Here is a 26,449-nt window from a genome sequence, read left to right as displayed (position 1 = left end):
GGAATTGATAGGTTAATTATGATTCTTACAGGTCAACATTCAATAAGAGACGTCCTACTTTTCCCAACAATGAAGCCAATAGGCTTAGAAAGGCAGAAAATGGGGATTCGTCAAAAGAAACTTACGAAACTTACGACAAACTTACGACAGAAAAATCGACTTTTCAAAAGTAAAGTAGAGCCATTATTTGAAGATATGGTTGATTTTGATACATTCTCAAAATCTGATTTTAGAGTTGTAAAAGTCAAAAACTGCGAAGAAGTTCCTAAGTCAAAAAAACTATTGAAATTTACATTAGATGATGGTTCTGAAAAAGAAAGAGTTATTTTATCTGGTATTAAGGAATATTACAGTGCAGAGAGCTTAAATTGGAAAGACATTGCTTGCGATTTGTAATCTTCCTCCACGTAAGATGATGGGAATCGACTCAGAAGGTATGATTATATCTGCAATTTGTGAGTACGACGGAGAAGAAAAACTTAACTTAATAATGTTGGATGATAATATTCCAGCAGGATCAAAATTATATTAAAGGACACGCTAATTATGAAACTGGGGTTTGTTATGAATCCCAGTTTAATTTTTAGGAGTATGTATGAGATGGATAATTAGAATAATTTTATTACCGATAAGATTAGTGTTGGGTTTGCTCATAGCTTTTTTAACCTTCATATTAAGTTTGAGTACTGCGTTGTTAAGCGTAGTTTCTACTTTGATTTTTATAATTGGATTAGCTAGCATTTTTCAAGGAGACAAGCAAATTGTAATTGAAGCACTAATATTAGCATTTTTATTTAGTCCATTTGGATTACCTAAATTAGGTGTATATGTTATTGGATTATTAGAATTATTAAACTATACAATAAAATCAATTTAAAGAAAAATAAATATTAGACAATCGTAGACGATAGAAAGTAATAATTCTATCGTCTTTTTTATTTCAAAGAAAGGAGGTAAGGATGAATTTTGATTATTTTTATAATAGGCAATCTGAGATGTATAACTTCATTAGGTTACCTATGGTATTAATGGAAGATGAGATTTTTAAGAGCATTTCTATTGAAGCTAAAGTTTTGTATTCATATATGCTTAATCGAATGGGTCTTTCATATAAAAATGGCTGGATAGATGAAGATGGAAAAGTCTTTATTTACTACACAATTGAAAGTATAAAAGATCAATTTAATTGTGCAAGTGAAAAAGCAAATAAATTAATAGCCGAACTTGATATTAAGTCAGGAATAGGACTGATTGAGAAGAAAAGACAAGGACTGGGAAAGCCTAACAGAATTTATGTTAAAGACTTTATGAGCATATTTAATAATATGGAATTAAAAAATCAAGAAGTTCGAAAAACAAAATTCCAGAAGTTCGATAATCGAAATTCAAGAGATTCGAATATCGAAAGTCAAGATTTTCGAAAATCGGAAGGTAACTATAACAATATTAGTAATAATGAGTTAAGAAAGAATAATTTTAGTAAAGGGCAAAAGCCTTATGGAATATATAAAAATATATTTTTGACTGATGAAGAATACAAAGACTTAACAAATGAGTTGGGGAGCAGAATTAGTGAGTACATTGATAGATTATCATCGTATATGAAAGCAAATAACAGAGAGTATCAAGATCACAAGGCAACGATAATTAATTGGTATCTTAATGATCAGGCAAAAAACATTAATGATAATACAACAAGGAAAATGAATTACGATATAGGAGAGAGTTTATGAAGAACTTAAAAGATTTTGTATTAAGAGAAAATGATGTTGAAAGAAATGGACATATCTATTGCAAGCTATGTGGTAAAAGAGTCGATGGAGAATTACTTGACCTTGGATTTACAAAGTTTATTCCCAGAATTAAATGTGAATGTGAAATAAAAAGAGATAAGGAAAATGAAGAAAGAGAAAGACTGATGAAAATATCATCGCTAAAAAGAGATTGTTTCTCATCGCCACTCCAACACCAATATAATTTTGAGAAATACTTAAATGAAAAAGGTCAAGCCTATAAGGTTGCTTACAACTATGCTAAAAGCTTTGAACAAATGAAAAAAGATAATGTTGGACTTTTATTCTATGGAGATGTTGGAAGTGGAAAGACTTATCTTGCTTGTTCTATTGCAAATGAATTAATCGAAAGAAAGCAAGTTAAAGTTAAGATTATGAATTTATCTCAGGTTATAAACCAAATACAAAAATCAGCATTTAAGCTAGATTCAAATGAAATAATAAGTAACCTCTCTAATATTCCTTTGTTAATATTAGATGACCTTGGAATTGAAAGAGATACATCTTATGCAAGAGAACAAGTATATAACATTATAAACTCAAGATACTTAAAGGGTAAGCCGACAATTTTTACTACAAACTTATCATTGGAAATTATTCAAAATCCTAATATTGACCTTGAGTATCAGAGAATATATTCAAGAATACTTGAAATGACAATACCAGTTAAAGTTACGGGAGAAGATTTTAGAAGAAAAATCCATCAAGAGAAGTTAAGAAAATACAAAGAGTTACTTTTATATGGAGGTGGAATAGATGATTAATGAAGAAGTATCAAGGTCAAGTCTTAATCTTGAAGTAAGACTTGCAAAAGCAACAAGTAAAGCAATTCTTGATGCCTTAAAGAAAGTACACAAGCAAATAGAAGAACAAGGAGGCTTGAAAAATGTAATAAAAAATAACGGAGAAGAAGTAAAACTAAAAGATATGGTTAAAAAGGGACAGTTAGAAGAAATTAATCTAAAAGATCCTGAGTTAAAAGAACTAAAGAAAATTTTAAATAAACACGGAGTGAAGTTTTCTGTTATGAAAGATAAGGAAACTGGTAACCACTCTGTGTTTTTTCAATCTAAGGATATAAAGGTAATGGAACACGCCTTTAAAAAAGCAGTTAAGGCTTCTGAAAGAAAGGCCGATAGAAAAGATTCAATAACGAATACTATAAATAAGTTTAAAGATATGGCTAAGGACACCATTAGTAAAGATAAAGTTAAAAATAAACATAAGGAGCAAAGCTTATGATAAGTAATTTAAAAACATTTGAAAATAAGAATTTTGGGAAACTCACTGTTATAGAAAAAGATGGTGAGTTTTTCTTTATAGCAAATGAAGTAGCAACTATGCTAGGATATGTCAATCCAAGAAAAGCTGTTTATGACCATGTAGACGAGGAAGATAAGGGTGTAACGAAATGGAACACCCTTGGAGGAATACAGAATATTTCAATAATTAATGAGTCAGGATTGTATTCACTTATCCTCTCATCAAAACTACCACAAGCAAAAATATTCAAAGCTTGGGTAACTAGAGAAGTTTTACCGAGCATTAGAAAAAATGGAGGATATATAGCTGGTCAAGAAAAGAAAACTAACGAAGAGCTACTTGCAGATGCAATTCTAGTAGCCAATAGAATTATTGCCAAAAGAGAAGAAGAGATTGAAGAATTAAGACCAAAGGCAGACTATTATGACAAATTAGTAGATTACAACCTACTTACAAACTTTAGAAATACTGCCAAGGAGTTAGGAATACCACAAAATCAGTTTATAAGTTTTCTAATGGATAAGGGATTAATTTATAGAGATAAGAAAAAGAAACTCTTACCTTATGCAGATAAGAACAAGGGATATTTTAAAGTAAAAGAATGGGTTGATCCACTAGGTACACTTGTAGGAATACAAACATTTATAACACCAAAGGGAAGACACTACCTACTAATTTTATTAGATAGTGAAGGTTTCTACGATGAATAAGGTATTAGAAGCTATTCTTTCTGATATTAAAAACTTAATTAAAATAGACAACCCAAAGAAATTTATATTATCAAACATTCCTTATTTATCCTTTTTCTACATTGGAAATATCTTTTCTAAGCACATAAATTCTTATGTAGGAGGAGATATTATTGATAGAATAATGGTGGGAATTTCTGATATAGGAACTTTATCCTATATACCAAGCCTTAATCCAAGGGACTTGTTGGTAGGTATTTCAGTTGCTGCTATTGTTAAGCTAATTGTTTATAGTAAAGGAAAAACAAAAAGAAATATAGGCAAGGTAAAGAGTATGGATCTGCAAGATGGGGAGAAAGTAAGGATATTGCTCCTTATATTGACCCTAAGTTTGAAAATAATGTTCTTATAACTAATACCGAAAGACTTACAATGAACTCAAGACCTAAAAATCCTAAATACGCTAGGAATAAAAATGTATTAGTAATAGGTGGTTCTGGATCAGGTAAAACGAGATTTTATGTAAAGCCAAATCTAATGCAAATGCACTCTTCCTATGTAGTAACAGACCCTAAGGGGACACTTGTGTTAGAGTGTGGGAAAATGCTCTACGAAAATGGATATGATATAAAGATTTTAAACACAATAAACTTTAAAAAGTCTATGAAATACAATCCCTTTGCATATTTGAGAAGTGAAAAAGATATTTTAAAGCTTGTCCAAACCATAATTGCTAACACCAAGGGAGATGGAGAAAAGGCAGGAGAAGATTTCTGGGTAAAGGCTGAAAAGTTATATTATACTGCCCTCATCGGTTATATTTATTATGAAGCACCAGAAGAAGAAAAGAATTTTAAAACGCTTTTAGATATGATTGACGCAAGTGAAGTTAGAGAAGATGACGAAACCTATATGAACCCAATTGATAGGCTCTTTGAAGCTCTTGAAAAGAAAGATCCAAGTCATTTTGCAGTTAAGCAATATAAGAAATATAAACTGGCAGCAGGAGTAATAGAATTAAGGAGAACACTTAATCACTGTTTTAGTGAAATATGGACTTCTTAATTCTTTTTTATTTAAGAAATTAAGAGGAAGGAGGAAAAAGTGAGGAATTTTGAAAAGATAACAGCACTCTATGAGAGATTAAGTCGAGATGATGAACTTGAAGGAGAAAGTAACTCAATCGTTAATCAAAAGAAAATCCTTGAAGAATATGCAAGTAACAATAATTTAACCAACATCATCCATTTTACAGATGACGGAATAAGCGGGACACAGTTTGATAGACCAGGCTTTATGGAAATGATGAATGGAGTAAATACTGGAAATATCGGTTGTATCATCGTAAAGGATATGAGTAGACTCGGTAGAGATTATCTCAAAGTCGGTCAATGTATGGAGATATTAAGACAAAAGGGCGTAAGACTGATTGCTATCAATGACAATGTAGACAGTTTTTACAGAGAAGATGATTTTACCCCTTTTAGAAACATTATGAATGAATGGTATGCAAGAGATACTTCAAGAAAAATACAATCTACATTTAGATCAAAAGGAGAAAGCGGAAAGCATACGGCAAGCACTCCACCTTATGGCTACATCAAAGATGAAAAAGACAAAGATAAGTGGGTTGTAGATGAAAAAGCAGCCGAGATAGTAAGACGAATATTTAATCTTACAATGGACGGAGCGGGACCATACAAAATAGCAAAGATACTGGAAGCAGATAAGATAGATATACCCGCTTATCATCAGCAAAAAATGGGATATGGATTACATCAAAGCAAAAACTTTGAATATCCGTATCGTTGGTGTAGTTCAACAATTGCCAGTATCTTAAAGAAAAAAGAATACTTAGGGCATACAGTTAACTTTAAAACAAGAAAGCATTTCAAGGATAAGAAAAGTAAATATGTATCCGAAGATAAATGGCTCATCTTTGAAAATACTCATGAAGCAATCATAGACCAAGAAACCTTTGATAATGTGCAAAGGATAAGAAGAAATGTAAAAAGGTATCCTGATGGTTGGGGAGAATATCACCCACTAACAGGATTGATGTATTGTGCAGATTGCGGGAGCAAGATGTATGTTCATAGGACAAATAACTATAAGAATATTCCTTATTATGTTTGCAGTAATTATAAGAAAGTGCCTTGCGGGACACTTTGTCCATCAGCTCACAGGATAAAAGCAGAAGTAGTCTTAAACCTTATCCAAGAAACATTAAAAGATATAAAAAATTATCTTGATGAAGATAATGAAGCCTTTACCCGTTCCATTCAAAATGAAATGGAAGAAAAGGAAAAAGTAGAGATAGAAAAACAAAGAGTAAGGCTAATTAATAATAAGTCGAGGATACAAGAGTTAGAAAGGCTTATGTGCCGTATTTACGAGGATATGATACTAGAAAAAATACCAAGCAGTAGATATGAGATACTTAATAGCCAATACGAAACAGAGCAAAGAGCTCTAAGTAAAGAGATTGGAGACTTAGAACTTGAAATATCAAGATATGAAAATGAAACAGATAGGGTAAGAAAATTCATGTCCCTTATTAGTCGTTATGAAAACTTTGATGATCTAACAAACACAATGATAAATGAGTTTGTAGAGAAGATAATCATTCATGAAAGGGATAGAAAAGGCAGTCAAACATCAAAGCAAAAGATAGAAATATATTTTAACTTCATCGGAAATTATTAAGTTCCAAAAGAAGAATTAAGCGAAGAAGAACGATCAAAACTTGAGGAAGAAGAACGAAAAATTAATGAGAGAAGGGACAGACTTCATCAAAATTATCTAAAGCGTAAAGCAAATGGGAAACAACAGGAATATGAGGAAAGGTATAAGGCAAGGAGAGAACAGAAAAAACTAAAAACTTAAAAAACAGGAATACCAATAAGATAGTAAACTAATTTTACCAATATTAATTGATATTCTAAAAAAATATTAACCATTTTTTGCAAGATGATTTTAGTATTGCTGAAATGATGAGACTGTTAAATAATATGAGATATATTTATTGTTAATAAAACCTTGAAGAACAGTACGAATACAAGAGATAAGAAAATATTTTTCAAGATATAAAAAACTATCTTTTTTTGTATTACAATCGTTATATATTATATAAGGCTATTTTAGAGGTAGGAGAATTGTTAGATATTAGCATAGATTTTTTTCTTGTCTGTCGCATTAGAAATGGTGATGATAAGGCTGCAGAAATAATAATTCGAAAATATTATAAGAAAGTCTTTGATTACTGCAAGTATCATTCCGAGAATATACATACAGCCGAAGATTTAACACAAGAGGTATTTTTGATTTTTTTAAAGAAAATTACTCAATATAAACATAGGGGTAAACTTTTAAACTATTTATATACGATTGCTCGCAATAAGTGTATTGATGAGAGAAAAAAAGAAAGTAATAAAGATATTTCAATTGAATGTATTGACTATGAGGTATCATCAAGTTTTAATGAATCCGAAAGAACAATAGAATCTTTATATGTTAGGCAAGCAGTTAAAAAACTACCATCAGATATTAGAGAGATTATAATCATGTATTATTTTCTTGATATGAAACAGCGAGAAATTGCTGATATATGCGGTATTTCATTAGAACTTGTAAAATACAGATTGAGGAAAGGTAAAGAAATGATAAAAAAGTATTTAGGAGGTGAAATATGAAACAGATGAATTTTTTTGAAGATAGACTAGAAAAAATTCTCAAAAATATGAATAAACAAAATGAGCAGAAACCGTCTAAGGAAGCAATAGATAGTTTAGTTCTCAAAGCTAGAGAATTGATAAATAGCAAAGATAACGAAAGTAGAATTGGATTTATTGAATTTATTATTATACAAGTCCGAATCATGAAAAAAGAGTGGTGGCTTGCACAAGCATTTTTGCTTTTTATTGCAGCAAAATGGTTATCTATTTCGGATGGTGAAGCTTATGTACAAAGAGGATTAAGCATAATAGCCTCATTGTTTGTTATACTCGTAATTCCTGAGTTATGGAGGAATATTGAGAATAAGTCAATAGAGATTGAGGAAACTTCAATTTTCAATTTACAAAAAATATATGCAGCTAAACTTATAGCTTTTGGTTTTGTTGATACTACTATTTTGACACTGTTTTGTATTTATGCTGTGCAGATGCAAGAAATCATGTTTGCAGATATTTTAAAGCAATTTATATTTCCAATTATGATTGCTTCAATGATTTGTATGAAGGCATTTTCTGGAAGAAAATATTTTAACCAACTTATAACAATGATTATATGTATTGCTGTAAATATGGTTTGGATGATAATTGTATTAAACGAGAATATCTATTTAAAAATAACTCCTTTTGTTTGGGTGGTGATGTTTAGTACAAGTATCTTATTAACAATTTATTATATTAGAAAAGCCTTGCACAACAACATTAGTCACTTGGAGGTGAAAATCAATGAGTTTAGTTTTGAATAAAGTAAAAAAAAGTTTTGGAAATATGAAGGCTGTTAACAATGTTTCGATTGAAATGGAAGCAGGACTATATGGATTACTTGGTTCAAATGGTGCAGGCAAGACTACGCTTATGAGAATGATATGTACCGTTTTGAAGCCTACAGAAGGTTCTATATGTTATGATGGTATGGATATATTTAATATGGATGCTCAATATAGGGATATTATAGGTTATCTTCCACAAGAATTTGGGTTTTATCCCAATCTTAGCGTAAAAAAGTATCTTGCCTATATTGCTTCTTTAAAAGGTTTAAAGAATAAAGTGGCAGAAAGACGTATTGATATTTTACTAGAAACAACAGGAATGAAGGAACATTCGCTTAAAAAAATGAAAGAACTATCCGGAGGAATGAAGAGGCGTGTAGGTATTGCTCAAGCATTATTAAATGATCCTAAAATACTTATACTTGATGAACCTACGGCTGGACTTGATCCAATTGAAAGGATAAAATGTAGAAATTTATTAGGTGAACTTGCAAAAGGTAAGATTGTACTTTTATCTACACACATTGTTTCCGATATAGAAGCTATTGCCAAGAAAGTATTTGTCATGAAGGAAGGGAAAATTATAAAAGAAGGTACAGTTGAAGAATTGTGTTCAAACATTCCTTGTAAGGTTTGGCTGTATTGTTTAAAGACTGATGAAGCAGAAGGATTTATCAGCAGATTTAAAAGTTCTGTCAGTGCAATAAATAATAATGGGAAATATACAGAACTAAGAATTTTATCAGAAAATAAGCCGGATGATAATGCTAGGTTGGTTGATGCCACACTTGAAGATTTGTTTTTCTATTACTTTGGGATAGAAGGTGGAGATAAATATGATTAAACATGAAATTAATATAGTATTTAGTAATCGTATAAATAGGCTTGTATTACTATTTTTATTGGTCGTGGCAGTAGTTTTAAGTATATTTGCTGTATGGAGTGTAAGTTATGTAGATAAGGATGGGATTACACATAATGGATTATTTGCTGCAAGGCAATTAACTGAAGCTAAAGCTGAGTATGCAGGGAAGTTAAACTCTGATATTTTTGAAGATATAGTAAATACAGATAAGCAAATTAAAAGTGAATATGGAAACAAAATCCCAGAGAACATATATGCTGATAATATGCAAAAATATATGGATATAAAAGATTTTATGGTTAGCACTATATCTTATGGAGGGGATATAGACTATACAAGATTTGATGCATTAGATTCAGATATGGCAAGAAATATGTATGCTATAAGAGATGATAATATTGTTCACTTAATCAACGAATATGGGACTACAGAGGAGAAAACAGAATTTTTGAAGAAACAATATTCAAAGCTTGTTACTCCATTTGATTACGCACCTGCAGATTCATGGATTACTATGGGGCTATATTCAACAACATATGCAATAATATTGATTATATCTATATCATTTATTACATCTGGAATATTTTCTGAAGATTTTAAACTGAAAGCAGAGTCTGTATTCTTTAGTACAAAATTAGGTAGAAGCAGAGGGACTAAGACTAAGATACTAACAGGATTGTTTATGGCGACAATTATTTATTGGGGAGCAATGCTTATTCTTTCAATTATATCCTTTGCATTTATGGGTGTCAGTGGAGCTAATTCACCAATTCAAATTGAATATAGTTATTGCATGTACAACTATACATTTTTAGAAAGATATTTTGTTATTATGCTTGCGGGTTATGTAGGGAGTTTGCTTTCAAGTGTGTTGACAATGCTTGTATCAGCTAAAACACATTCACCACTTATAAGCTTATGCGTTCCTATGATATTATTTGTGGTATCTCCATTTATTGGTAGAGTATTACCTTTTGATGGCTTTTTCAACATAACACCAGATCAGTTAATAAATGTATATAACTGTATTAAGATACCTTTATTGTATCAAGTTTTAGGGAAAGTAGTTATGCAGATACCTATGATAATAGTGATGTATTCGATTATTGTAATAATAACGATTCCATTTGTTTATTCAACATTTAGCAAATGTTGTCAAAACTAAGTTTCTAAATAATCAGCTATAAAGTGGTATGTAGCTTGTTGCAGTGCCAATTAGGGATCCTATATGCATATATTGAGCATAGTAGCAAGCGAATATTGTAAATATAACTGATTATTGGGAATATAAATTAACTCAACAAAGGAGGAAAAAACAATGAAGATTATTAATGATTCAACAGGAACACCTGTACTTAGAAGAGCAGGATGTGTATGCGACAGTGGTTGGAAAAGTACAAGAGGTCCATGGCAACCATTTTGGAATTGCAACTGTAGCTGTATAAAAGGAAATACAGAGAATAACAATGCTAATTTTAAAAAGGCAAAAGATGCTTAACAGTTTAATTATTCTAAAATAGCTTAATACTGGCGGGGGATGGCTGTAGTTTACAGAAACTATCCTCCGCCGTAATAACATGATAACGATAGGAGGATTAAGGGATGAATGTTCAAAAATATGGCATGATATTTCAAACAAAAGATAATAAATATTATTATGACACTGCGACAGGTAAGGTTGTTTTATGTGATGACTCAGAAGTAGAAATTATTGATAGAATCTTGTCTGGCGAAACAAGTTTAAAAAACGAGTGTTCAAATAATAAAGTTTTTGGAGAGTTTGTAAGACAAGAAAATCTATTTAATGAGAATAGTTCTTGGGATTTTGTAATTCCTACACGAGAAGAATTCGAAGATTCAGTAAAAGGAAAGTGTGAACAGATAGTACTTGAACTGACTGAAGCTTGTAATTTAAGATGTGGATATTGCATATACAATGATCATCATCCAGATCATAGAGGATTTTCTAATAAGACAATGAACTTTGATATAGCAAAGAAAAGCATTGACTATTTAATGAAGGAGTATGATGGGGATGAATTTGCCCTTACATATTATGGAGGAGAGCCGTTAGTTGAGTTTGAGCTTATGAAAAAAACCATTGAATATTTTAAAGATAATTATCCTAAAGTGAAAAAGAGTTTCGGATTTACGACTAATTTAACTCTCATTACAGATGATATGATAAGCTATTTTAGTCAGTTGGAAGATTTAGAGATTGTTTGTAGTTTAGATGGACCCCAAAAATTCCATGATAAATATAGATGTAATATTAGTGGAACAGGTTCATATGAAGTTGCGACCAAAAATTTCTGTAAACTCTTAAAAAACTTTTATAATCCTGATAATAGAAGGACATTGATGATAAATTGCGTTATTACACCACCGTATACAAAGGAGAAGTTAAATAAAATAAGTGATTATTTTAGGACTGAACTAGGAGTACCAAAAGAAATAAACATAAATTATTCGTATGTAGATGTAGGTGATATGGTATTTGATTATGACAAAAATAATGTAGTGGAAGAGAATAAGAATTTAGAAATTAGTCCGCTTGAAGGTATTGCAGTTGAAGATTTTGAAACCAATGGTGTTTCGTCTGAATATTTCGGATTGATCAATAAAGAACTTGTAAGGGTTGCCGATAGAATAAAATCAGATGATATAATAGATAGGTCGTTTTTACATGGAAACTGTTTGCCAGGACAAAGACGATTATACGTGACGACACAAGGAGATTTTAGACCATGTGAAAAAGTTGGAAATATTCCTCCGTTAGGGAATTGTTTTGATGGATATGATTATGATAGGATCTACAAAATTTATATTGATGAATATGCGAAAAATTATCGTAAAAAAATGCAATAATTGCTGGGCAAGGATGATGTGTGGCGTTTGTTATGAGAGTTCAATAACTACAGACGATTCAAATAGGTATGAAACTGATGGAATGTGCGATACATCGAGACGAATCGTAAAAGATATGTTCGTTAATTATTTTACAGTATTTGAAAGAGATCCTGAAAGATTAAAAAAAGCAATGTCAGAAATCGAGTTTAGATGATAAAGATATATGATAATGAAGAAAAAGGATGTAACTACAAAAGGATTGTTTTTAAATATTCTTTGGTCATTAAAAAGGGTATATTGTTACAGTAAAAGATATTTTATATGTTTGTGTATAGATTCAATATTGAGTGGAGTGACTCCAATTATTCTACTATTAATAATACAAAAGGTAATTGATTGCATACAGTATAGAACTGGAGATTTTCGAACTGTCATTATATGGATGGTATTTTTATCATGTTTCGAATTATTATCAACGATATTTCAAATCTTCACACAACTTAAGATAGAAAATTATGAGTTGCAATTTGATGCTTATTTTCAAGAAAATATATTAACTAAAGTTTCTTTACTGGACTGTAAAGATTTTGAAAGAAGTAAAACATATGATCTTATTAACAGGACACAGTATGATGCTAATGCTGGGATTTTAGGAAGTGTAAAGACATTGTTTTCTTTAGTTTCATCTGTAATTAGTACAATCTCTTATATGATAATTATTCTAAAATATAATATTGCAATATTTTTCATAGTAATTGTTCTACCCATAGTAAGATATTTATTTGAGAAAAAATATAATTTATTAGAGTATGAGGTAGAAAAACAAAATACAGAAAAATTAAGAAAGTGTTCGTACATATCCCACATATTAACTAATGCCGAACATTTTAAAGAAATTAAGATGTTTAATTTATTTAACTTTTTTATAAGAAAATATAAAAATATCAAGAATATATGTAATATAGAATTTATTAAATTACATAACAAAAGAGCAATAACATATGGGATAATATCTTTATTTGAATTATTAGTAGATTTTATGATTACAGTATTTATAATTATCCAAGCTTTTAATCATATTATCTCAATTGGTTTTTTTGTATTATATAATAACTCAATTGATAGCCTAAAAGGCAGCGTTTTATCAATGTTCTCGCAACTTTCATTTTTGTACAAAAATTCTGCAATGATTGAACAAATCAAAGAATTTTTTAATATTGAAGAAGAAGATATTAATAAGGATGGGATTGTTATAGGCGAAATTAATACAATAAAATTTAAAGGGGTTTCATATCAATATCAAAATCAGAATGAGTATGTATTAAAAAATATTAACTTAGAAATAGAGTCGGGGAAAACTTATATAATTATGGGTAATAACGGCTCAGGGAAATCAACTTTAATGAAAATAATCATGGGTATATATAATGATTATGAAGGTGAAATATTAATTAATGACATTGATAGGAGAAATATAAATTTAGATTCATATAGAAATAAAGTTGGAGTGCTATTTCAAGATTATATAAAGTTTGAAACAAGTATTAGTGACAATATTAGATATGGTAAAATTGATGCTAATTATAAAAAAGATGATATTGATGAAGTAATGGGAAAAGTACAACTCGATGATTTGATATTGAAGAAAAATCAACAGCTTGGATATCAATTTAATGAAGGATTGCAATTATCAATTGGTCAGTGGCAAAAAATTGCACTTGGTAGAACATTGGTAAGTGATAGAGATTTATATATTTTTGATGAACCGAATGCATCAATTGATTTGGTTTCGGAAAATGCTATATTTAATACAATTGCAGAAGATTCAAAAGAAAAATTAAAATTGTAATTGTACATAGATTTAATAAAATAGTTGAAAGTGCTGATTTTATTATAACTATAGATAATGGTCATATTATTGAGATTGGTAACCATAATGAGTTAATTAAAAATAAGGGGTTATATTATAACCTCTACAAATTACAGAATGATGTGGTATCGGATAATGCTGATATTAAAGGTGGAGTAAAGTGTTAAAAAAATATGCTTAAGTGATTTTGTGGTTATGATAATAGGTTACCTACTTATATTGAGAAATACCGTAAACCTTTAGGTTAATCGCAACATAGATTTGGAAAAAAGTGGGAATATCAAGAACTAGTATAAATAAAATAGAAACTGGGAAAACAATTCCGAGCCTTAAAACTGCTAACGATATAGCAAATGCTTTGGTCGTTTGTATATACCAAATATTTGACTTGGATGGTACAGGTAGATACAGATGCTCAAAATGTCAAACGAAACAATAGATATAGTATTAATTAAACTTTATTAGGAGATAGGGTTCAAATAATAAGTGACGAAGAGTATCAAAAGTTAGGATTAGGAGAAGTATCGAGGACAGGTCTTAGAGCAGCAAATGTTGATGAGAATATAAGATTAAGTAGATTTGATAAGATAGACTATGAATTTAACATGGATACCTGGACAGGTCCAGTTCATGATGGTTTTACAGTTAGATTAAAAGATATGTCTTGCTCAGGTGAAATTAAATATCAGGTAATTATTGAAGAAGATGGAAAAATTATATATAACAAATTTTTTTTCTTCAGACTCAATATTAAATGTTAAGGCTAATAGAGGAAGTAGATATGTTGTTACGATTGATAATGAATCAAATAAAACATTATCAGGAAAGGTAAAGATAAACTCATATGTAAGATAGATAGGAGGTGAAATAATGGATTTAAATCCTATGAGATATAGTAATGGCGATTAGTTTAGATGCTATATTTTATAATATAGCTAGAAACAACAGTTGGAAAAATAGATAATATTTGATTTTAATGTCAAATATATTGAGGAAGGACAAAATTATATGAGGAGGATAGAAATGAAGAGAAGATTTACTCTATTAATAGCCATGGTAATGCTGTTAACAGCAATGGCAACAAATGTATTTGCTTCATCAGCATATGCTCAATCAAAGGATGATTTAGATTATGTAACTATTCTAGAAAATTTAGGAGCAAATTTTGAAAGCTCTGAATTTTATACTGACACTAATGATGTTAATACACTAAGTAATATTAAAGAAAGCAATATAAATTTTAATAATACATCAAATGTAGATATACCGAGTGATGTTAAGGGAGACATAGTAAAGTTTAATAATACATCATATGCAGTTGTTGAAGATAATCTAATAAATTATATAGATAGATTGTCAGAAAATGCAAATGATAGTTTAGAGAGAATTCAAAACAATAAAAAAATAAATTTTACTTCAACTATGGAAACTTTAGATTATGTGAAAAATAATTTAATTAAAAATGAAAAATATGAACTTACAAATGAATATGATGTTGATGATTCAACAGTATTATTCAAATTTAATTATGTAGACGACAATGTTGAAGATACGTTTAATTATATAAACGTAATAATAGATAAAAAGAATAATGAATTGATTCTTTTTCATAGATCTGGAGACATATCAGATATTGGATTAAAGGATAACTTTATTGATTATAATGATGCGAAGAGTATTGCAATAAAAGTATTTGAAAAAATTGGAATAGAAAGTGATTTAAATTTTGATAGAATTAAAACAGTAAAAACTAATGCGATGTTTGAAAAATATACAGGTATGAATGTAGATGTGGGTCAAATAAAAGTTGCATATGTGTTTAAAAACTCAATTGGAGAGATTTATATAGATGCTAAAACTGGTGATTGTATAGGCGGAGATATTTATAAAGAACTTGGTGGCATAATTGGTGCTCCAGAATTAACATATACAATAGAAAGTATAAATGCTGCTAAAAAAGGATTATCAAAATTGGGATATACTCCAATTAAATCAAAAAACTCTCAAAATTTTCGAACAGAAGTACCAAATATTTTGAAAAGCGGTGTGAAAGCTTTCTACTCTTGTTCTCATGGAAGTACTGATGTTATATCTTCAAAAAAGGATAAAGATAATAAAGATAGACAGTTTCATAGAAATAATGTTCCATCTGGAAATTATAAGTTTATTTATTTAGATGCATGTAATACTGGAAAAAATAGTGATTGGGCGAATGCCTTTGGTATATATGATGGAACAACTTCAAACAAGGCATTTTTAGGTTGGTATGAAAGTGTTGGTCAAAAGCTTTCTTATGATTTTTCAGTACAACTTTGGAAAAAACTTGATAAGAATATTTCGGTTAGAAATGCAGCTTTGAAAGCGGCGGATGCAGTACCAGAATATTGTCCAATAAGATTCAGAGGAAATAGAAACTATAATGGTTATAAATAAAAAGAATGTTTTACTCATATCTATAATATCTTTTATTGCTGTTATTATTATATTTTTATACTTTAATAATGACAAAAGCTATGAAAAAATAAGAGAAATTTTACCAGAAAATTATTATGAAATAGACTTTAGTGATGGAGATGCATATAAAAATGTCAAGTTTACAAAAGAAATAAAAAAAGAACTGTCTGATCTTTTAATTGCAAATGATATTAAAGAGTTAGATAAAGATGATTGGTTAAAGATAGAACCAATGAAATTTATTGAAATTGTAAGTGATGGTAAAACTAAGTTGTTGATTTATGCAGAAAGTGACAATACTTATATAGAATGTTATGAAAATGGCAAAGTATTTAGAACATACATTACAGAAAATGACCTTACCGAAAAAATTAAAAATATAATTAACATAAGTGTTAATTAAAAATATTAATTATTGATAAAAGTGGCTAAGAAAAGAAAAAAATTCTTTGCCACTTTTATTGCTAAAAATACAAAAGGAGGATATAAATATTTTAAATTTAATATTTAAGTAGAGAACAACCTAAAGACGGGGAGAGTATATCTTCATCGTCTTTTTTTAATACAAGAAAGGAGATTAGTATGAAAAAACTAGAACAAATAAGTCAAGAGTCAAAAGAAATAAAAGATAAAATTGATGATACAGAAGAAAGATTAAGGCAACTAAAAAATCAAGAAAAGAAGATATTAAAACAAGACATAGTAAAAAAAAGAAAAGAAAGAACTCATAGGCTCATAACAAGAGGAGCAATCTTAGAAAGTCTTATAGAAAATGCAGAAGAGCTAACAGATGAAGAAATAAAAATTCTACTAGAAGAAGCAACAAAAACAAAAGAATTTAAAGAAACACTAAAAATAATGAGAGAAAATTAAGAAAAATAAAATAATCAAATCTCCCTTAGATTTTCTAAGGGCGCAATTATACACCCTAAAGGGTGCTTGCGTCCTGCGGAGCCAAACCCTTGCAGGGAGCAACAACCATTCGCTTTTTAAAAGTCAAGGGTAAATAAACTCGCTAACGCTCGCCCTTGATTTTTAAAATTTGAAATGAAAGTAACAATTAAGCCGACATACTGAAACAACAAAAATTAATTCAGTAGTCGGCTTTTTCTATTCTATCATTTCAAAATGCTCATTCACAAAGTGGATATAAAAATCTATTAAGCCTCCACCTAAAACAACAAAAAAAAGAAAGGAAGTGATAAAAATGGTAGACAGTTTTCATTTTTCAGTAAACATAATATCAAGAGGAAAAGGCAAAAGTGCAGTAGCAAGTGCAGCATATATAAGTGGAGAAAAAATAAAAAATGAATGGGACGGAGTAACCCATGACTATACAAGAAAAGAAAAAGTATTAGTAAAAAATATAATATTGCCTGATCATATACCAAAAGAATTTAATGATAGGTCGACCTTATGGAATAAAGTAGAAATGGCAGAAAAAAATTCTAATGCACAACTAGCAAGACAATTCATAATAGGACTACCAAAAGAATTAACTTTAAGTGAAAATAAAAACCTAGTTGAAAGATTTATAAAAGAAAATCTAACATCACAAGGAATGATAGTAGATTATGCAATCCATGATGAGAGTCAAGACAAAAATGGAAATATCCATTGTCATATAATGACCATAATGCGACCCATAAACGAAAAAGGAGAGTTCTTAGCAAAGTCAAAAAAAGAATATATCCTAGATGAAAAAGGAGAAAAGATTTTAAACAAAAATGGAAAACCAAAGACAAGAAAAGTAGAACTAACAACCTGGAATGATAAGGGCAATGTAGAAAAATGGAGAGAAAATTTTTCAGACCTTTGCAATGAATATCTAGCAAAAAACAAGATAGAAAAAAGAGTAGACCATAGGAGTTTTAAAAGACAAAATTCAGATTATCTACCGACAATCCATTTAGGATCAGCAGCAAGTGCAATGGAAAGAAAGGGAATAGAAACTGACAAAGGAAACTATAATAGAGAAATAAGAAAATATAATAACCTTGTAAAAACAATAAAAGAAGAGATAAAAACATTAAAGGGTTGGATAGGAAATTTATTAGATAATCTATCTACTGCTTATGAAAAATTTAAGGATATAGAAAGAGATAAGGTAATAGACAACCCTAAACTTTTCAATCTAACAAATTATCTATTAACTTATTCAGAAATTCAAAAAGAAAAAAGTAAATATCTAAGAGAATATGCAAAAACTAATAAAGAAAAATATGACTTCAAAAAGCTAACAAGTGCATATAGTTATTTAAGAAAAAATGACATAGAAACCATAGGTCAGTTACAAACAAAAATAGAATCTTTAAAGTCTAATAGCTACAAACTAAATAAAAAAGCAAAGACAATCCATAAAGAAATGGAAGATGTAGAAAAGAAAATTTTATACTATGAAATCTACAAATCCAAAAAAGAAGTTTATGAAGAATATCAAAAGAAAAATATATTCACAAAAGACACATTCTATAACAAACATAAGAAAGACATAGACCAATATAAAGTAGTAAGCGGGAAATTAAAAAAACTCCTATCAGATAAGGAAAAACTAAGTCCTAAAAAATGGAATGAAGAAAAAAATCTTTTAATGGCAAATCTTGAAGAAATAAATAAAGAGAAAGACAAGATAAAAGATGAATACCAGGAAATTAATCATATAAAATATTCAGTAGATTTTGTAAACAAAGAATTAGGTATAGACTTATCCATAGAAATAGATAAGCTAATAAAACAAGGTGAAAAACCAAGTGTAATAGCACAGATTAAAAAATTCCAAGACCAAGTTAATAAAGATAATGAATACAGAGAAAGTATGAAAAACAAGAAAATGAATCAAGAAAGATAAGACCTGGTAAAAATATCTTATCCAAGCTATAATATGACCAAGAAAATAAAGGCAGATCTAGGAGGTAATAGAGATGAATAAAAGGCAAGAGCTAATAGATGAACTCATAAAAGCAGATCAAGATGGAACATACAAAACATATAGAAGCACAGAAGAAATAAAAGCAATGAACAATGAAGAAATACAGATTATATATTCTAACATGAAAAACTATCTATCAGACCAAAGAACACACATAAACTATTAAAGGTGGAAAGATATTTTAAGCTATTTAAAAGTATAAAAGGTATAAAGACCTAAGAAAGCTATATAAACATCAAAATAAGGCATTCCACCACCGCCAACAACCAAATAAAAACAATTAAAGGGAAGTATAGAAAAATTAAAGCCTATACTTCCATTTTTTTAATTCAAACAAAGGAGATAAAACATGATAAACGAAGAAATAAGCAAAGAAGCAGGTCAAGCAGCACAAACCATAATATCATACACAATAAAGGCAGCAAAAGAATTAATCAACTTAGACAAAGAAATAAGAAAAAAGATGAATGATACTTTAGAAAAAGCAAACGGAAACCTCAAAAGTTTTATGGGCGATGAAATAAAAATAAAAGACCTCTACAAGAAAGGACAACTAGAAAACATAAGCATAGATCAAAGCGACCTAAAAGACTTAAAAAAAGAACTAAACAAAATTGGAGTAAAGTTTTCAGTAATGAAAAACAAAGAAAACCAAAACTATGAAGTATTTTTCCAAGCAAAAGACATAAAAGTAATGGAATATGCCTTTAAACAAGTCATAGCCAAAGAAAATAAAAGAGAAAAAGAAAGTATCCTAAAACAAATAAAGAAATATAAAAATCTATCCAAGAACAAGGATAAGACAAAAGAAAAAGTCAAAAGAAAAGTAAAAGAAAAAGTAAAACCAAACAAAAAAGATATGACCAGAGAAATCTAAGGGAGTAACGAAAAGTTACACCCTTAAATAACCATAATAACAAGACTTCCGAAAAGCAGAAGTCCAGAATTCCGAAAATCGGAAATCAAGAATTTCGATTATCGAAAATCAAGAAAGGAGCAGATATGGCAACAAACAAAAGATATTATTGGATAAAATTGAAAGAAGAATTTTTCACAGACAAAAGGATAAAAAGACTAAGGAGAATATCGGGAGGAGATACCTACACGATAATCTACCTAAAACTTCTACTACTAAGCCTAAAAGATGAGGGCAAACTCTATTATGACGGAGTAGAAAGTGATTTTATAAAAGAGTTAGCACTAACCATAGATGAAACAGACGATGATGTAATGGTCACAGTTAATTATTTAATCAATCAAGGCTTACTAGAAGTTGTAACAGAAAATGATGAATACTATTTAACTGAAATACCAAACTTAATAGGATCAGAAACAGCCTGGGCAGAGAAAAAAAGAAGATACAGACAAAATAAACAGAGGACATTGTCCTTAATGAGTCCAACCCATGTCCGACAAGAGATAGAGATAGAGAAAGATATAGAGATAGAGAAAGAGATAGAGGGAGAGATAGAAAAGATTTAACATTTTTGGTATAATCACATTAATTAAACTAAATGTGTAATGATAAAATGAGCTTGTTTACCATAGGCTGATTATGATAAAAAGATTAAAACTCCCACCATTGGCGTTAGAAATAGAATAAAATAAAAAATCAGATTGGAGTGATTAGAATGGATAAAAAAGATTTAGCTATTATAGGAGATAGTGAATATAAAAAATTACTTTTAGATTTAAAGGAAAAAGTTAGACGCAGTCAATTAAAAGCAGCAGTAAAAGTTAATTATGAGTTGCTTGATTTGTATTGGAACTTGGGAAAAGAAATTGTTGAAAAACAAAAGCAATATTCTTGGGGTGATAGTTTTCTAAAATTATTGAGTAGTGATTTAAGAAAAGAATTTCCAGATATGAGAGGATTTTCAGCCGTAAACTTAAAACACATAAGATATTGGTATATCTTTTATAATGATTACCTAATTGGGTTACAAGCTGTAACCCAATTATCGGATGTTGAAAGAAGAATAAAAAGTATTCCTTGGGGACATAATCAAAGGATTATGTATAAGTGTAAAGATGTCAAAGAGGCTTTGTTTTATATAGATAAGACTATTGAAAATGGATGGAGCAGGACGGTTTTGGAACATCAGATTGATGGAGATTTATATAAAAGGGTTGGGAATGCAGTTACTAATTTTGATAATAGATTACCGGCTGTCCAATCTGAATTAGCTAAGCAAACAATAAAAGATCCATACAACTTTGATTTTCTAACAATAAGAGATAAATATGATGAAAGAGAGTTGGAAGAAGCATTAGTAAATCAAATAACTTCTTTTCTTTTGGAACTTGGGACAGGATTTTCTTACATGGGTAGGCAAGTCCATATCAAGGTTGGAGAAAGTGATTTTTATATGGACTTACTTTTCTATCATGTTAAACTACACTCCTATGTTGTAGTAGAATTAAAGACAGAAAAATTTAAGCCGGAATTTGCAGGTCAACTCAATTTTTATGTAACAGCTGTAAATAAGAATATGAAATCAAATAGTGATAATCAAACCATAGGAATACTAATTTGCAGAGATAAAGATAATGTAGTCGCTGAATATTCGCTTGAAAATATCTCACAGCCAATAGGAATAAGTAAGTATGAAATTAGCAAACTACTCGAGCAGGAATATAAAAGCAGCTTACCATCTATTGAAGAAATAGAAGAGTCTATAAAAGAATTAGATTCAGAAAAATAAAATATGAAAATGGCAAATAGTTATTAAATAAATAGCTATATACACTTACAAAGGGCGATAGAAGTAAAAACTATCGTCTTTTTTTATTTGAAGAAAGGTAGGAGAGCATGGCAGATAAAAGAATGTTTTCACTAAAGATAGTAGATAGCGACTTATTTTTGGATATGCCACTAAGTAGTCAATGTCTGTATTTTCATCTATCAATGAGGGCAGATGATGATGGTTTTGTGGACAATCCAAAGAAGATAATAAAAATCATAGGAGCAAATGAAGATGACCTAAAAATCTTAATAACAAAAGGCTTTGTAATTGTCTTTGAAAGGGGAATTATTGTAATTACTCATTGGAAGATAAATAACTACATCAGGAATGACAGGCGAAAAGAAACGATGTATATTACAGAAAAACAAAGCTTAACACAAACAGAAAATGGAGCATATATCAAACTTGAAAATCTTGGTATACCAAATGACAACCAAGTGTCAACCATTTGTCCGCATAGTATAGGTAAGGGTAGATTAGATAAGGTTAGTATAGATAAGGGGAGAGGAGAAAAAGAAAACCAATCAGCCCCAGTTTCTTTTTACGGAAAATATCAAAATGTTCGATTAACTGAAGAAGAATACCATAAGCTAAAGGATAAGCTTCAAAGTCATACAGATACAATGATTGAAAAGCTATCAAGATATATCAAAAGTTCAGGAAAAAACTATCAAGACCATTATGTAACAATCCTTAATTGGTATGAAGAAGATAAAGACAAACTAAGACAGAAAGGTTTAAATAAAAAAATGAACTATGACGTAGGAGAATCTTTATAGATAAAAAGAGGTGGAAAGGCATTATTAAAGACTTTAAGTCTAAAAAGGTATCAAAGTATGCCAGAGATAATAAAAATGTAAATATGACACTTAAAAGGCGATTAGAAAATTAAAAATCTAATCGCCTTTTATTATTGCAACAAACAGGAGGAAAATATATGCACGAAAATAAAAATAAACAGAATACAGGAACAAAAACTATAAAGAAAATTGGTAAAGCAACCTATGAGGTTGTTGTTCACTTTAATGAAAATGCAACGGAAACAATGCAAGACAAATTAAAACGCATAATGCTTAGAGAAATGGAGAGAGAAAAACATCAAAAAGTCGACAAAAATGATTAGAAAGTCCTTGACAAGTTGTTACAGGAAAAACTGCCAAGTCAATTCTAATATCTTGTGGAGCAAGACTTGCACCTTTTGATATAAGAGAGCTTAGAGAGCTAATGAGTGAAGATGAATTAGAACTCGATAAAATTGGAGATAGGAAAACTGCTTTATTCGTAATAATATCAGATACTGACGATACTTTTAACTTTGTAGTCTCAATAATGTATTCCCAATTATTTAATCTACTTTGTGATAAGGCAGATGATGTGTATGGTGGAAGACTTCCAGTTCATGTTAGATGTCTACTTGATGAGTTTGCGAATATAGGCTTGATTCCTAAATTTGAAAAATTGATTGCAACAATTCGTTCAAGAGAAATATCAGCAAGCATAATACTGCAAGCACAATCTCAATTAAAAGCAATCTATAAAGACCATGCAGATACAATAGTTGGTAACTGTGACTCAACACTTTTCTTAGGAGGAAAAGAAAAAACAACAGTAAAAGAGTTATCAGAAACCTTAGGAAAAGAAACCATAGACTTATATAACACATCAGAAACAAGATCTAACCAAAAATCTTTTGGACTAAATTATCAAAAGACTGGCAAGGAACTTATGAGCCAAGATGAAATAACTGTAATGGATGGTGGTAAGTGTATATACCAGCTAAGAGGAGTAAGACCTTTCTTATCTGATAAATTCGATATTACAAAGCATAAGAATTACAAGTTGTTGGAAGATTATGATAAGAAAAACTTGTTTGATGTAGAAGAGTATCTAACAAATAGAGATAAGGTAAAGTTAAAATCAAGTTATAAGATAAATAGGTTAAACATTTGAGTTTATGGAGAAAGCAAAATGTGTGAAAATAGAAAATCATCTTTAATTATATTAAATATAAATGGTGAGCAGTTTATTCTAGAAAGTGATACAGAACTCACAAGGGATGAAAAAAATTATATTGAAGCAATATGTGAGACAATGTACGATGAAAGTAATGAATGGTATGAAGATATATATGATATGTCCCCATATGATATAGCTGAGCTATTTGAAAAAACGGTAAAGGACGAAGTAGGAATAACTGTTACATTTAAAGCGATAGACCTTGAAGTATCGATTTTAGAAGACTAGAAATAAGGTATTAATAGGCGATAGACATTAAAAACTCTCAAGATAAATATCAGTAAGCATAATACTGCAAGCACAATCTCAATTAAAAGCAATCTATAAAGATTATGAGATACAATAGTTGTAACTGTGACTCCACACTATTTCTAGAAGGAAAAGAAATCATAGACCTAAATAACAAATCAGAAACAAGATCAAATCAAAAATCTTTTGGACTAAATTACCTAAAAGACAGGTAATAAACTTATGTGTCAAGATGAAATAACTGTATGGATGGTGATAAATGCTATGCCAACTAAGAGGAGTAAGACCTTTCTTGTCTTATAAATTCGATATTACAAAACATAAGAATTATAAGTTATTGGAAGATTATGATAAGAAGAATTTATTTGATGTGGAAGAGTTTTTGAAAAACAGAGATAAAATAAAAATAAATAGGAACAGTTTGATTACAAGATTATGAATTAACGTAAGGATAAAAATATTTTTGGTATAATATCTATATATAAACCATGGAGGTAGGCATATGAGGTCTTATGAAAGTAAGGAAGAATTAAAGAATGAGATAAAGAAAACTTTTGAAAAATATATTTCAGAGTTTGACAATATACCAGAAGAACTAAAAGATAAAAGACTAGAAGAATTTGATAGGACACCAGCAGAAAATCTTGCCTATCAAGTAGGCTGGACGACTTTAGTATTAAAATGGGAAGAAGATGAGAAAAAAGGTATAGATGTTAAAACACCATCAGATAAATTCAAGTGGAATCAACTTGGAGAATTATATCAATGGTTTACAGAGAACTATGCCCATAAATCTCTATATGAACTAAAAGAACAACTAACAGAAAATGTAAAAAAAATTTATCTTATGATAGATGAATTAACAGATGAAGAATTATTTAAACCACATATGAGAAAATGGGCAGATGAAGCAACCAAAACTGCTACTTGGGAAGTATATAAATTTATTCATGTAAATACAGTAGCGCCATTTGGAACATTTAGGACTAAGATTAGGAAATGGAAGAAATTAGTTCTATAGATAGAAAAGTATAAATAAGTTTACTTAGGAGGATTTTATGGCAGTTGCAAATATCAAAGTTACATTAAATTGCCCAATAGAAAAAGTATGGGATAAAGTTACTGACCTTCGTGATTTTGGTTGGAGAAGTGATATCAAAGATATCAAAATTATTGATGATAAGAATTTTGTAGAGATTACAAAAGATGGGATAGAAACAAATTTTAAAGTTATAGAATGTCCGAAACATCAATGCTGGTCTTTTGAAATTGAAAACGCAAATATAAAAGGAACTTGGATAGGAAAATTTTATTCGAATGGAGATAAAACAACATTAGATTTTACAGAAAATATTATTTCTAAAAAATTTATATTTAAACCTTTTGTAGGACTATATTTAAGAAACCAACAAAAACTGTATTTTAAAGATTTGAAGGAAGCACTTAATTGTGAAGAAGCAAGTCATGTTCAAGTGTTATGAAAATAATGAAATAGATAAATTGGAGTAGCCTATTCATATATTTAGATCTTTTCGAAAGGATAAAACAATGATAGAAAGAAGACCTAAGTTTGATAAAATCACATTGTTTGATGAGTTTAATAAATACTATTGGTATCGTGAAGAACTTTCACAGATATGCAAGTCATTAGGATTAGAATACAGAGGTACAAAACAGGAACTCAATTATATTATTGAACAGTACTTTAAGGGTGATTTGATTAAAAAGTCATCAATAAAAAATGAAAAGAAACAAGTAGAAACTATTACCTTAGATACTCCATTACTTGAATGCGGGTTCTCCTTTAACACACATTTCAGAGAGTATTTCTCAATTTTAACCGATGTTTCGCCATTTAAATTTACTGCTGATATGGCTACTGCTTGGAGAAAAGTAAAAAGAGAAAATGATTTGAGTTTTACAATTCAAGATATGCTCAAAGTTTATTATGGAAAATCAGATTATGCTAAGTATGATAATTCGGTTTGTCAATGGAATCAATTTTTAAAGGATTTTTGTGCAGACGAAATTAGTTGTAACTACTCTAATAAAATACAAGTAGCTGCAATTCTTTGGAAAGAAGTCAGAGATTCAAAAAACAAAAAAGTTTATTCACGAGAACTTATAAAAAAATATGAGGATAAAATAGAAGACTATCACAAGTAAACAGAAACTATTTTTTTGAATGAAAAAAATTAATACAGATAGATGTTATGCGATAGA

28 protein-coding genes and 6 pseudogenes are annotated in these 26,449 nt (G+C 29.4%); all 34 read left to right on the top strand.

The window, feature by feature from the left end:
• Positions 1–532: pseudogene (gene metG, locus ANHYDRO_RS00540) on the top strand (methionine--tRNA ligase subunit beta); the annotation flags it as partial.
• Between the two features lie 63 nt (positions 533–595).
• A complete protein-coding gene (locus ANHYDRO_RS00535; RefSeq protein ID WP_004812305.1) occupies positions 596–877 on the top strand; it encodes a CD1845 family protein in 282 nt (93 codons plus the stop codon).
• Positions 878–959: 82 nt separating this feature from the next.
• A complete protein-coding gene (locus tag ANHYDRO_RS00530) occupies positions 960–1,733 on the top strand; it encodes a replication initiator protein A (RefSeq protein WP_004812303.1) in 774 nt (257 codons plus the stop codon).
• Positions 1,730–2,557 (top strand): ATP-binding protein, encoded by an 828-nt coding sequence (locus ANHYDRO_RS00525; RefSeq protein WP_004812301.1) that lies wholly within the window; start codon positions 1,730–1,732, stop codon positions 2,555–2,557. Before ANHYDRO_RS00530 ends, ANHYDRO_RS00525 begins: the two co-directional genes overlap by 4 nt.
• Positions 2,550–3,035 (top strand): PcfB family protein, encoded by a 486-nt coding sequence (locus ANHYDRO_RS00520; protein ID WP_004812300.1) that lies wholly within the window; start codon positions 2,550–2,552, stop codon positions 3,033–3,035. The genes ANHYDRO_RS00525 and ANHYDRO_RS00520 overlap by 8 nt, the downstream gene beginning before the upstream one ends.
• Complete coding sequence (locus ANHYDRO_RS00515) at positions 3,032–3,766, top strand: phage antirepressor Ant (protein WP_004812298.1); 735 nt, start codon at positions 3,032–3,034, stop codon at positions 3,764–3,766. Before ANHYDRO_RS00520 ends, ANHYDRO_RS00515 begins: the two co-directional genes overlap by 4 nt.
• Positions 3,759–4,753 (top strand): annotated as a pseudogene (locus ANHYDRO_RS09490) (type IV secretory system conjugative DNA transfer family protein); the annotation flags it as partial. The gene ANHYDRO_RS00515 and the pseudogene ANHYDRO_RS09490, both read left to right, overlap by 8 nt.
• A gap of 96 nt (positions 4,754–4,849) precedes the next feature.
• Positions 4,850–6,631, top strand: a pseudogene (locus tag ANHYDRO_RS00500) (DUF4368 domain-containing protein).
• Between the two features lie 269 nt (positions 6,632–6,900).
• Complete coding sequence (locus tag ANHYDRO_RS00495; RefSeq protein ID WP_244261601.1) at positions 6,901–7,437, top strand: RNA polymerase sigma factor; 537 nt, start codon at positions 6,901–6,903, stop codon at positions 7,435–7,437.
• Positions 7,434–8,222 (top strand): hypothetical protein, encoded by a 789-nt coding sequence (locus ANHYDRO_RS00490; RefSeq protein WP_004812287.1) that lies wholly within the window; start codon positions 7,434–7,436, stop codon positions 8,220–8,222. The genes ANHYDRO_RS00495 and ANHYDRO_RS00490 overlap by 4 nt, the downstream gene beginning before the upstream one ends.
• On the top strand, positions 8,203–9,090 hold the full coding sequence (locus tag ANHYDRO_RS00485) for an ABC transporter ATP-binding protein (RefSeq protein WP_004812284.1): 888 nt from the start codon (positions 8,203–8,205) through the stop codon (positions 9,088–9,090). Before ANHYDRO_RS00490 ends, ANHYDRO_RS00485 begins: the two co-directional genes overlap by 20 nt.
• Entirely contained in the window at positions 9,083–10,276 is a 1,194-nt protein-coding gene (locus ANHYDRO_RS00480) for a hypothetical protein (RefSeq protein WP_004812283.1), read from the top strand. Before ANHYDRO_RS00485 ends, ANHYDRO_RS00480 begins: the two co-directional genes overlap by 8 nt.
• Positions 10,277–10,429: 153 nt before the next feature.
• Positions 10,430–10,609: a hypothetical protein gene (locus ANHYDRO_RS00475; protein ID WP_004812281.1), complete on the top strand. Its 180-nt coding sequence runs from the start codon at positions 10,430–10,432 to the stop codon at positions 10,607–10,609.
• Positions 10,610–10,713: 104 nt separating this feature from the next.
• Entirely contained in the window at positions 10,714–11,979 is a 1,266-nt protein-coding gene (locus ANHYDRO_RS00470; protein WP_004812279.1) for a radical SAM protein, read from the top strand.
• Between the two features lie 13 nt (positions 11,980–11,992).
• The gene (locus ANHYDRO_RS09280; protein ID WP_162010660.1) at positions 11,993–12,175 is read left to right on the top strand and encodes a hypothetical protein; all 183 of its coding nucleotides are present in this window, start codon (positions 11,993–11,995) and stop codon (positions 12,173–12,175) included.
• 9 nt (positions 12,176–12,184) lie between these two features.
• Positions 12,185–13,810, top strand: a complete 1,626-nt coding sequence (locus ANHYDRO_RS00465; RefSeq protein WP_004812275.1) for an ATP-binding cassette domain-containing protein — start codon at positions 12,185–12,187, stop codon at positions 13,808–13,810.
• A gap of 292 nt (positions 13,811–14,102) precedes the next feature.
• A complete protein-coding gene (locus ANHYDRO_RS09485) occupies positions 14,103–14,270 on the top strand; it encodes a helix-turn-helix transcriptional regulator (RefSeq protein WP_004812273.1) in 168 nt (55 codons plus the stop codon).
• Between the two features lie 166 nt (positions 14,271–14,436).
• Positions 14,437–14,592 carry a hypothetical protein gene (locus ANHYDRO_RS10075; RefSeq protein WP_187366939.1) on the top strand — a complete coding sequence of 52 codons (156 nt, stop codon included), beginning with the start codon at positions 14,437–14,439 and terminating at the stop codon, positions 14,590–14,592.
• Positions 14,593–14,854: 262 nt separating this feature from the next.
• Positions 14,855–16,264 (top strand): hypothetical protein, encoded by a 1,410-nt coding sequence (locus ANHYDRO_RS00460; RefSeq protein ID WP_039913610.1) that lies wholly within the window; start codon positions 14,855–14,857, stop codon positions 16,262–16,264.
• A complete protein-coding gene (locus ANHYDRO_RS00455) occupies positions 16,251–16,688 on the top strand; it encodes a hypothetical protein (protein WP_004812269.1) in 438 nt (145 codons plus the stop codon). The genes ANHYDRO_RS00460 and ANHYDRO_RS00455 overlap by 14 nt, the downstream gene beginning before the upstream one ends.
• Positions 16,689–16,867: 179 nt before the next feature.
• Positions 16,868–17,158, top strand: a complete 291-nt coding sequence (locus ANHYDRO_RS00450; RefSeq protein ID WP_004812265.1) for a DUF3847 domain-containing protein — start codon at positions 16,868–16,870, stop codon at positions 17,156–17,158.
• 334 nt (positions 17,159–17,492) lie between these two features.
• Entirely contained in the window at positions 17,493–19,133 is a 1,641-nt protein-coding gene (gene mobQ / locus ANHYDRO_RS00445; RefSeq protein WP_004812263.1) for a MobQ family relaxase, read from the top strand.
• Positions 19,134–19,206: 73 nt separating this feature from the next.
• On the top strand, positions 19,207–19,380 hold the full coding sequence (locus tag ANHYDRO_RS10020) for a hypothetical protein (protein ID WP_004812262.1): 174 nt from the start codon (positions 19,207–19,209) through the stop codon (positions 19,378–19,380).
• A 183-nt stretch (positions 19,381–19,563) separates the two neighbouring features.
• On the top strand, positions 19,564–20,091 hold the full coding sequence (locus tag ANHYDRO_RS00435) for a PcfB family protein (protein ID WP_004812259.1): 528 nt from the start codon (positions 19,564–19,566) through the stop codon (positions 20,089–20,091).
• A 125-nt stretch (positions 20,092–20,216) separates the two neighbouring features.
• Positions 20,217–20,556: pseudogene (locus ANHYDRO_RS00430) on the top strand (phage replisome organizer N-terminal domain-containing protein); the annotation flags it as partial.
• A gap of 289 nt (positions 20,557–20,845) precedes the next feature.
• Positions 20,846–21,919: a PDDEXK nuclease domain-containing protein gene (locus ANHYDRO_RS00425; protein ID WP_004812256.1), complete on the top strand. Its 1,074-nt coding sequence runs from the start codon at positions 20,846–20,848 to the stop codon at positions 21,917–21,919.
• 107 nt (positions 21,920–22,026) lie between these two features.
• Positions 22,027–22,740 carry a hypothetical protein gene (locus ANHYDRO_RS00420; RefSeq protein WP_004812254.1) on the top strand — a complete coding sequence of 238 codons (714 nt, stop codon included), beginning with the start codon at positions 22,027–22,029 and terminating at the stop codon, positions 22,738–22,740.
• Between the two features lie 158 nt (positions 22,741–22,898).
• Entirely contained in the window at positions 22,899–23,084 is a 186-nt protein-coding gene (locus tag ANHYDRO_RS00415; RefSeq protein WP_039913606.1) for a transposon-encoded TnpW family protein, read from the top strand.
• Positions 23,085–23,095: 11 nt separating this feature from the next.
• Positions 23,096–23,911, top strand: a pseudogene (locus ANHYDRO_RS00410) (VirD4-like conjugal transfer protein, CD1115 family); the annotation flags it as partial.
• 18 nt (positions 23,912–23,929) lie between these two features.
• Complete coding sequence (locus ANHYDRO_RS00405; RefSeq protein ID WP_004812247.1) at positions 23,930–24,205, top strand: hypothetical protein; 276 nt, start codon at positions 23,930–23,932, stop codon at positions 24,203–24,205.
• Between the two features lie 46 nt (positions 24,206–24,251).
• Positions 24,252–24,665, top strand: a pseudogene (locus tag ANHYDRO_RS10160) (TraM recognition domain-containing protein); the annotation flags it as partial.
• Positions 24,666–24,728: 63 nt separating this feature from the next.
• Positions 24,729–25,247: a ClbS/DfsB family four-helix bundle protein gene (locus ANHYDRO_RS00395; RefSeq protein WP_001258250.1), complete on the top strand. Its 519-nt coding sequence runs from the start codon at positions 24,729–24,731 to the stop codon at positions 25,245–25,247.
• A gap of 37 nt (positions 25,248–25,284) precedes the next feature.
• Entirely contained in the window at positions 25,285–25,707 is a 423-nt protein-coding gene (locus tag ANHYDRO_RS00390; protein WP_000257434.1) for an SRPBCC family protein, read from the top strand.
• 67 nt (positions 25,708–25,774) lie between these two features.
• Positions 25,775–26,392 carry an SAP domain-containing protein gene (locus tag ANHYDRO_RS00385; RefSeq protein WP_000572867.1) on the top strand — a complete coding sequence of 206 codons (618 nt, stop codon included), beginning with the start codon at positions 25,775–25,777 and terminating at the stop codon, positions 26,390–26,392.
• The last annotated feature ends 57 nt before the right edge of the window (positions 26,393–26,449 follow it).

The sequence above is a fragment of the Anaerococcus hydrogenalis DSM 7454 genome (assembly GCF_000173355.1).
Classification (GTDB): domain Bacteria; phylum Bacillota; class Clostridia; order Tissierellales; family Peptoniphilaceae; genus Anaerococcus; species Anaerococcus hydrogenalis.
Note: the sequence above shows the minus strand (reverse complement) of the source record. Positions and strands in the feature narration are given on the sequence as shown.

Bases quoted from the DNA above. Each gene is read 5' to 3' on its own strand.
- mobQ (WP_004812263.1), top strand. From the start codon at position 17,493: ATGGTAGACAGTTTTCATTTTTCAGTAAACATAATATCAAGAGGAAAA.
- ANHYDRO_RS10075 (WP_187366939.1), top strand. From the start codon at position 14,437: ATGGATACCTGGACAGGTCCAGTTCATGATGGTTTTACAGTTAGATTA.
- ANHYDRO_RS00460 (WP_039913610.1), top strand. From the start codon at position 14,855: ATGAAGAGAAGATTTACTCTATTAATAGCCATGGTAATGCTGTTAACA.
- ANHYDRO_RS00420 (WP_004812254.1), top strand. From the start codon at position 22,027: ATGGCAGATAAAAGAATGTTTTCACTAAAGATAGTAGATAGCGACTTA.
- ANHYDRO_RS00435 (WP_004812259.1), top strand. From the start codon at position 19,564: ATGATAAACGAAGAAATAAGCAAAGAAGCAGGTCAAGCAGCACAAACC.
- ANHYDRO_RS00535 (WP_004812305.1), top strand. From the start codon at position 596: ATGAGATGGATAATTAGAATAATTTTATTACCGATAAGATTAGTGTTG.
- ANHYDRO_RS00405 (WP_004812247.1), top strand. From the start codon at position 23,930: ATGTGTGAAAATAGAAAATCATCTTTAATTATATTAAATATAAATGGT.
- ANHYDRO_RS00390 (WP_000257434.1), top strand. From the start codon at position 25,285: ATGGCAGTTGCAAATATCAAAGTTACATTAAATTGCCCAATAGAAAAA.
- ANHYDRO_RS00450 (WP_004812265.1), top strand. From the start codon at position 16,868: ATGAAAAAACTAGAACAAATAAGTCAAGAGTCAAAAGAAATAAAAGAT.
- ANHYDRO_RS00530 (WP_004812303.1), top strand. From the start codon at position 960: ATGAATTTTGATTATTTTTATAATAGGCAATCTGAGATGTATAACTTC.
- ANHYDRO_RS00470 (WP_004812279.1), top strand. From the start codon at position 10,714: ATGAATGTTCAAAAATATGGCATGATATTTCAAACAAAAGATAATAAA.
- ANHYDRO_RS00485 (WP_004812284.1), top strand. From the start codon at position 8,203: ATGAGTTTAGTTTTGAATAAAGTAAAAAAAAGTTTTGGAAATATGAAG.
- ANHYDRO_RS10020 (WP_004812262.1), top strand. From the start codon at position 19,207: ATGAATAAAAGGCAAGAGCTAATAGATGAACTCATAAAAGCAGATCAA.
- ANHYDRO_RS00490 (WP_004812287.1), top strand. From the start codon at position 7,434: ATGAAACAGATGAATTTTTTTGAAGATAGACTAGAAAAAATTCTCAAA.
- ANHYDRO_RS00385 (WP_000572867.1), top strand. From the start codon at position 25,775: ATGATAGAAAGAAGACCTAAGTTTGATAAAATCACATTGTTTGATGAG.
- ANHYDRO_RS00480 (WP_004812283.1), top strand. From the start codon at position 9,083: ATGATTAAACATGAAATTAATATAGTATTTAGTAATCGTATAAATAGG.
- ANHYDRO_RS00475 (WP_004812281.1), top strand. From the start codon at position 10,430: ATGAAGATTATTAATGATTCAACAGGAACACCTGTACTTAGAAGAGCA.
- ANHYDRO_RS00395 (WP_001258250.1), top strand. From the start codon at position 24,729: ATGAGGTCTTATGAAAGTAAGGAAGAATTAAAGAATGAGATAAAGAAA.
- ANHYDRO_RS00415 (WP_039913606.1), top strand. From the start codon at position 22,899: ATGCACGAAAATAAAAATAAACAGAATACAGGAACAAAAACTATAAAG.
- ANHYDRO_RS00515 (WP_004812298.1), top strand. From the start codon at position 3,032: ATGATAAGTAATTTAAAAACATTTGAAAATAAGAATTTTGGGAAACTC.
- ANHYDRO_RS00520 (WP_004812300.1), top strand. From the start codon at position 2,550: ATGATTAATGAAGAAGTATCAAGGTCAAGTCTTAATCTTGAAGTAAGA.
- ANHYDRO_RS00525 (WP_004812301.1), top strand. From the start codon at position 1,730: ATGAAGAACTTAAAAGATTTTGTATTAAGAGAAAATGATGTTGAAAGA.
- ANHYDRO_RS00465 (WP_004812275.1), top strand. From the start codon at position 12,185: ATGATAATGAAGAAAAAGGATGTAACTACAAAAGGATTGTTTTTAAAT.
- ANHYDRO_RS00425 (WP_004812256.1), top strand. From the start codon at position 20,846: ATGGATAAAAAAGATTTAGCTATTATAGGAGATAGTGAATATAAAAAA.
- ANHYDRO_RS09280 (WP_162010660.1), top strand. From the start codon at position 11,993: ATGATGTGTGGCGTTTGTTATGAGAGTTCAATAACTACAGACGATTCA.
- ANHYDRO_RS00455 (WP_004812269.1), top strand. From the start codon at position 16,251: ATGGTTATAAATAAAAAGAATGTTTTACTCATATCTATAATATCTTTT.